Annotated in this window: 6 protein-coding genes; 3 read left to right on the top strand and 3 right to left on the bottom strand. The window is 35.7% G+C overall.

All coding sequences use genetic code 11. From position 1 onward, the window contains the following. Positions 1-405 (bottom strand): molybdopterin-binding protein (locus MVY38_RS03250; protein WP_297483557.1); only part of this gene is annotated, 405 nt, incomplete at its 3' end. A 64-nt stretch (positions 406-469) separates the two neighbouring features. Between MVY38_RS03250 and MVY38_RS03255 the strand changes: the two genes are divergently transcribed. Together MVY38_RS03255 and adk are read left to right on the top strand one after the other, a co-directional pair. After that, complete coding sequence (locus MVY38_RS03255; protein ID WP_297483559.1) at positions 470-757, top strand: hypothetical protein; 288 nt, start codon at positions 470-472, stop codon at positions 755-757. Between the two features lie 19 nt (positions 758-776). Then, positions 777-1427 carry an adenylate kinase gene (gene adk / locus MVY38_RS03260; RefSeq protein ID WP_297483561.1) on the top strand — a complete coding sequence of 217 codons (651 nt, stop codon included), beginning with the start codon at positions 777-779 and terminating at the stop codon, positions 1425-1427. Positions 1428-1475: 48 nt separating this feature from the next. On the opposite strand, the gene MVY38_RS03265 is transcribed toward adk, so the two are convergent. Next, the gene (locus MVY38_RS03265; protein ID WP_297483563.1) at positions 1476-2045 is read right to left on the bottom strand and encodes an adenylate kinase; all 570 of its coding nucleotides are present in this window, start codon (positions 2043-2045) and stop codon (positions 1476-1478) included. Beyond that, positions 2045-3802 (bottom strand): aspartate--tRNA ligase, encoded by a 1758-nt coding sequence (gene aspS, locus MVY38_RS03270; protein WP_297483565.1) that lies wholly within the window; start codon positions 3800-3802, stop codon positions 2045-2047. The genes MVY38_RS03265 and aspS overlap by 1 nt, the downstream gene beginning before the upstream one ends. Before the next feature lie 84 nt (positions 3803-3886). Here aspS and MVY38_RS03275 point away from each other — a divergent pair. Further along, positions 3887-4720: NAD(+)/NADH kinase (locus tag MVY38_RS03275; RefSeq protein WP_297483566.1), on the top strand; the 834-nt coding region annotated here is incomplete at its 3' end.

The following is a 4720-nucleotide window of genomic DNA, read 5'->3' on the forward strand; positions in this document are numbered from 1 at the left end:
GCCTGACATATTATTTACAGGGTTTTTCAAAAGGGCTGCGTTTGGAGGTAAGTCTGCCATGTGAATTCTATGTGGATAGGCTTCATCGCCGAATTTTTCTATAATATCTTGCTTAAATTGTTCATGTGTCACGACTTTTGAGTCTCTAAAGATTTCAGCAGCAATTTCACGAGTCAAATCATCAGGCGTAGAACCGATACCACCAAAAGAGAACATCACTGCGTTTGAATCTTCTTTAATCATACGATATGTACGACGCATAAGTTCTTTATCGTCTTTTATAACAAAAGATGCGAAGAGTTCATGTCCATACTTTTGTAACTCTGCTTGTAAAAATGCAAAATGTTTGTCAATTCTGCGTCCATTGAGTATTTCTGTTCCAATTATTACTGCATAAAAATTCATAATTCACTCTTTTTATTTTAATTATAGTATTATTCCATAAATAATTACCTAAGGACTAAAGAATATGTCACAAATAGCAAAACTTGAAGAGTTATTGACAAAAAGTGTTATTCCTGACATCAAGGATAGACTTGATGAGATCTTTGAAGAGATAGCAGGAAGTAAAGAAGCAACAGAAGATGCTAAAGAAGAGATAGAAGAGCTTCGTGAATTTAAAGCAGACTTAGAAGATGTTTTAGAAGATATTACAAATGGTGATATTGATGAAGCAGAGGCAAAAGAGCTTGTGGACGATATTTTACTCGCTCAAAAAGACCAAAATGAAGAAGATTTTGGTTTCGTGGAAGAATAATTAAAAAATAGGAGAAAAAATGAGAATAATACTACTAGGTGCACCAGGCGCAGGAAAAGGTACTCAGGCACAATTTTTGACAAAAAAATATGACATCCCTCAAATATCAACAGGTGATATGCTTCGTGCTGCAATAAAAGCAGGAACAGCAATGGGAAAACTTGCAAAAGAGGCAATGGACGCTGGTAAACTTGTAACAGATGATATTATCATCGGACTTGTTAAAGATAGAATTGCCCAAGATGATTGCAAAAATGGGTATCTTTTAGATGGTTTTCCTCGTACTTTGCCACAAGCAGATGCTGTAACAAACGCAGGTATTGAAATAGACGCAGTAATTGAAATAGATGTTCCTGATGCAGAGATAGTAAAAAGAATGAGTGGAAGACGCGTACATCTCGCAAGTGGAAGAACATACCACATCATTTACAATCCACCAAAAGTTGAAGGTAAAGATGATGTGACTGGTGAAGATTTGGTACAGCGTGATGATGATAAAGAGAATGTAGTGCTTGATAGACTCAAAGTGTATCATGAACAGACTGAACCTTTAGTGGATTACTATAAAGCACAAGCTGCAAAAAACAGTAAAATCAAATACATTACTGTTGATGGAACGGCTGATATTAAAGATGTTGAAGAGGCTATTGTTTCAGGACTTGAAAAGTAGTAAGGCGTATGATGTGCTGCGTTTAAACGCAGCCTTATAGTATAGAAATTAAATTTTAGAGTTTATGAAACTCTGCATCTGCGAGACTATTTGTTCAATAGTTCCTTCGCCCGAAATTACTTTTAAAAGATTTTTTGCTTTGTAAAAATCTCTAATTTGTTCTAATGGTGCAAGATAAACACGCATACGGTTATTAAACACTTCATTATTGTCATCTGCACCACGGGCACGACCAAGAACTCGCTCTCGGGCGGTCTCTTCACTTACATCCACTTCGATGACAGAAACAAGCTCTATATCATTATGATTTTGTAAGTATTTGTCAAGTTCCATCATCTGCTCAATACTACGAGGATACCCGTCAATAACGACAATATTTGTCTTTGCAGAAGAAATGGCACTTGTAATGGTCTCTATAACGATTTCAATAGGAACTATTTCACCTTTGGAGATGTACTTGTCTATCTCTTTACCACGCTTGCTTCCTGATGCTACTTCTGCTCGTAGCATATCACCTGTTGAAAAATGAGAAATATTTTCATTCTCTTTTGCAATAAGCTCGGCATCAGTCGTTTTACCAGAGCCAGGAGCTCCGATGATGAGAAATAACTTTTTCATTACGCTTTTACTTGTTCACGCAATCTAATGTGTAAATCACGAAGTTGTGTATTGTCAACTTCTGATGGTGCATCTGTAAGCACACAAGCTGCTTTTTGTGTTTTAGGGAAGGCAATAACATCACGGATGCTTGCTTTTTTAGAGATAATCATCATAAGTCTATCAAATCCAATAGCAAAACCACCATGTGGAGGCGCACCAAATTTTAATGCATCAAGTAAGAAGCCAAATTTCTCTTGAGCCTCTTCCTCTTCAATACCAAGAAGTTTAAATATCTCCTCTTGTACCTCTTCTTTATGAATACGAATAGATCCACCACCAAGTTCAGTACCATTTAAAACGATGTCGTAAGCAATAGATTCTATCTCTTCTACATCATCTTTATCTGTATCTTTTGGTTGTGTAAATGGATGATGCAATGCTTTTACATGTCCATCTTCTACTTCAAACATAGGAAAATCAACAACCCATACAAATTCATAAGCATCTTCATCTATAAGGTTCATTTTTTCATGTTCAGCTATGAAGTTTCTAAAACGACCCATATAATCCCATACAGTTTTTTTCTCACCAGCACCAAAGAAGACAACATCGCCAACTTGCATATCAAGTCTCTCTATAAGAAGATTAATGTCCTCTTCTTGGAAAAATTTAATAAGTGGACCTTTAAGACCATCTTCTTTCATTTGGAAGTAGCCAAGACCATGTGCGCCAAATTTACGAACGAACTCTTCAAAACTTTTCATTTCTCGTTTTGAAAATACTAAATCAGCACCAGGAACTTTAAGGGCTTTAATACGGTTTTTATGTGGTTGTTTTGCAATACTTGTAAAGATTTCATTGTCACATCTTTCAAAAATATCAATAACATCAACCATCTCAAGACCATAACGAAGATCTGGTTTGTCTGAACCATATTTCTCCATTGCTACTTTATAAGTCATACGATTAAATGGTGGTTTAATATCTACACCACATGCTTTAAACATACCCTCAAGCAAATCCTCTGCTACTTTTATGACATCTTCTTGAGTACAAAAACTCATCTCGACATCTATTTGAGTAAATTCAGGTTGTCTATCGGCACGCAAATCTTCATCACGGAAACATTTTGCAATTTGGAAATATCTGTCAAATCCACCAACCATTAAAAGTTGTTTGAAAAGTTGTGGTGATTGTGGAAGTGCGTAAAATTCTCCATTGTGAACACGAGAAGGTACCAAATAATCCCTTGCTCCCTCTGGAGTAGATTTTGTAAGAATTGGTGTTTCAACCTCTAAAAATCCATTTGCATCAAGTACATTTCTTGCTGCAATTGCTGCTTTTGAACGCAAACGAAATACTTCAAAAACATCAGGGTCACGAAGCTCTAGGTAACGGTACTTTAAGCGTGTCTCTTCACCCACATTTTTATCGCCAATTACAAAAGGAACAGGAGCAGATTTGTTTTCAATAATAAGTTCATTGACAACTATTTCAATAGCACCAGTTTTTAGACGAGGATTTGTTAGACCTTCACCACGAAGACGCACTTTCCCTTTTGCAATTAAAACATACTCGTCACGCACATCATTTGCTATTTTGTGTGCTTCTTGAGAGTCTTCAGGGTCACAAGTAAGCTGGACTAAACCAGTTTTGTCACGCAAATCTATGAAAATGATTCCACCATGGTCACGATAGTTATTAGCCCAACCAGTTAGAACAACATCTTCTCCAACATTAGTTTCATTTAAATCTGTACAGTAATGAGTTCTCAAAATATAGAGTCCTATAATAAATAATTTTCGCGATTATACCTAAATATAGTATAATTGACAAAATTATTCACAAGATGAGCAGACTTGAAAGCAAAAACAATAAAAAAAGTAGGTGTGGTTTTACGCCCCTCTACACCTGAACTCAAAGAGCATTACTATACTTTAGAAAAAATATTTAACAAACATGGCATAGAGGTGCTTATAGACAGCATAAGTGGCGGTATGATCGGCGTGATGGGAATGGAATTTGATATTTTATGTAAAAGTTCAGATGCCATTGTGACACTTGGTGGTGATGGCACACTCATCTCTGCTGTGCGTCGATCGTTTAAGTATGATGTTCCTATTTTTGGTGTTTATGCTGGTTCTTTAGGATTCCTTGCAGATATAAATTTTGATGAACTTGAAGAGTTTGTAATAAAATTAGTGCATGAAAATTATAGAGTTGATGAACGAGCAATTTTGGAAGCGACATTTAAACAAAATGGCAAAGATGTTTCTATTTATGCTTTTAATGACATCGTATTGACCCGTCCTTCTGTTTCAAATATGATTCATGTAGAGACACTTGTTGATTCCAAATCGTTTAATACCTACTATGGTGATGGAATTATTGTCTCTACGCCTACAGGTTCTACGGCTTATAATCTCTCAGCTGGTGGTCCTGTTCTGTTTCCTTTAACAAATGTTTTTGCACTTACACCTATTTGCCCACATTCTCTAACACAAAGACCTGTTGTTTTACCTGGAGAATTTTCTATAGAGATGAAAACACCAAAAGATAAAGCACTTGTCATTATAGATGGTCAAGATAAACATGAACTTGCAAAAGGCGAGAGCATACATATACAATTAGCAAAGAAAAAAGTAAAACTTATACATAGAGATGAGTTTAACTATTTTGATGTTTTAAAAGAA

Origin of the sequence: Sulfurimonas sp., from assembly GCF_027056685.1 — a bacterium.
Taxonomy (GTDB): domain Bacteria; phylum Campylobacterota; class Campylobacteria; order Campylobacterales; family Sulfurimonadaceae; genus Sulfurimonas.

Coding starts and splice junctions, on each gene's coding strand:
- MVY38_RS03255 (WP_297483559.1), top strand. CDS start 470: ATGTCACAAATAGCAAAACTTGAAGAGTTATTGACAAAAAGTGTTATT.
- adk (WP_297483561.1), top strand. CDS start 777: ATGAGAATAATACTACTAGGTGCACCAGGCGCAGGAAAAGGTACTCAG.
- MVY38_RS03265 (WP_297483563.1), bottom strand. CDS start 2,045: ATGAAAAAGTTATTTCTCATCATCGGAGCTCCTGGCTCTGGTAAAACG.